Annotated in this window: 1 protein-coding gene and 1 pseudogene; both read left to right on the top strand. The window is 68.6% G+C overall.

The genetic code is table 11. The features are described 5' to 3' along the window. Positions 1–303: pseudogene (locus tag D7Y13_RS41305) on the top strand (class I SAM-dependent RNA methyltransferase); the annotation flags it as partial. Between the two features lie 20 nt (positions 304–323). Continuing rightward, entirely contained in the window at positions 324–1,721 is a 1,398-nt protein-coding gene (locus D7Y13_RS41300; RefSeq protein WP_120538131.1) for a vWA domain-containing protein, read from the top strand. The last annotated feature ends 11 nt before the right edge of the window (positions 1,722–1,732 follow it).

Genomic DNA, 1,732 nt, shown 5'->3' with positions numbered 1-1,732 from the left:
GGGGTGGGCAACGTGCGCTTCATCCAGGGTGACGCTCGCAAGGTGTGCGACGGGCTGGTGGCGGAAGCGCGGAGCTTCGATGTGTGTCTCGCGGACCCGCCTCGGGCCGGAGCCCCCGGGCTGGCGAAGTGGATGCGCGCGTTGAGCGTGCGCCGGGTGGTGTACGTGGCGTGCGACCCGGCGTCGCTCGCCCGGGACGCGGCGGGACTGGTGGAGGCCGGTTACAAGCCGGTGGCGCTCCAGGTGGTGGACATGTTCCCCCAGACGCACCACGTGGAAGCCGTCATGTCGTTCGAGCGGTAGCGCACGGAAAGGGACTCGCCATGGACGCACGCATCGTCGAGTTCGCCGAGGTCCTCCGCCAGAACGGCGTGCGCGTCAGCACGTCCGAGGTGCAGGACGCCCTGCGCGCCACCGCCGAGGTGGGCCTCCAGGACCGGAGCCTGTTCCGCGCCGTGCTGCGCACCACGCTTGTGAAGCGTGAACTGGACGTAGAGACCTTCAGCCGCGCGTTCGACTTCTACTTCTCCGGCGCCGCCCGCACGTTCGAGGCCATCGACCAGTCGCTGGCGAAGCAGTTGGAGGAAGAGGGCTATCTGGAGGGCGACCTCTTGAAGATGGTCATCTACCAGATGAACCTGCTCGCGCCGGAGATGTCCCCCCTGGCCCAGGCCATCCTCGCGGGCGACCGCGCCCGGCTGGCGCAGATCTTCCGGCAGGCCTCGCTACAACTGGACCTGGGACAGTTGGAGAGCCCGCTCCAGACAGGGTTCTTCACCCGGCGGTTGCTCGCGGGCGCGGGCATGGAGCGGGCGCGCTCCGACCTGAAGTCCATGGAGGACGAGCTGCACGCGCGCGGCCTGAGCGCGGAGGGCATCGAGATCGTCTCGCGCCACGTGGCGGCTGCGATGCGAAAGATTGAGGATGCCGCGCGCCAGGAGGTGAAGCGCCAGTCCGAGGCCCGCATCCGCCGCCGCACGGACTCCGTCACGGAGAAGCCGCTCCACCTGCTCACCCAGGCGGAGGTGGATGAGATGGAGGCCGCCGTGCGCACGATGGCGGAGAAGCTGAAGAGCCGGCTCATCCGCAAGCAGCGCTCGCACCGCCGGGGCGCCCTCAACGTGCGCCGCACGCTGCGCCGGAACATGCCCTGGGACGGCATCCCCATGGTGCCGCAGTTCCGCTCGCGCCGGCCCGAGCGCCCGGAGTTGGTGGTCCTCTGCGACGTCTCCGACTCCGTGCGGAACGCGTCGCGGATGATGCTGCTGTTCATGCACACGCTGCAGTCGCTGTTCGTGCGTGTGCGCTCGTTCGTCTTCGTGTCCGACGTGGGGGAGGTGACCCACTTCTTCAAGGACCTGGACGTGAGCGAGGCCATCGACGCGGCGACCGCCGGTCGCACGGTGTCCATGAGCGCGAACTCCAACTACGGCCGCGCGCTGGCGGACTTCACCCGCGATCACCTGGGCAGCATCACCCGCCGCACCACGGTGATGATCATTGGCGACGGCCGGAACAACTACAACGCGAGCAACGCGTGGGCCCTCAAGGACCTGCGCCGCAAGGCGAAGCGGCTCTTGTGGATCTGCCCCGAGGACCGCGGCAACTGGGGCATCGGCGACAGCGAGATGCTCACCTACGAGAAGCACTGTCACCAGGCGGTGGTCGTCACGTCCGTTTCGGACCTGGCCCGCATCGCGGATCAACTTGTCCCCGCCTGAACCCCCTTTCC

The sequence above is a fragment of the Corallococcus praedator genome (genome assembly GCF_003612125.1).
In the GTDB taxonomy this organism is placed as follows: domain Bacteria; phylum Myxococcota; class Myxococcia; order Myxococcales; family Myxococcaceae; genus Corallococcus; species Corallococcus praedator.
The sequence above is the reverse complement of the archived record's forward strand: the minus strand, read 5'-3'. Positions and strand labels throughout refer to the sequence as shown.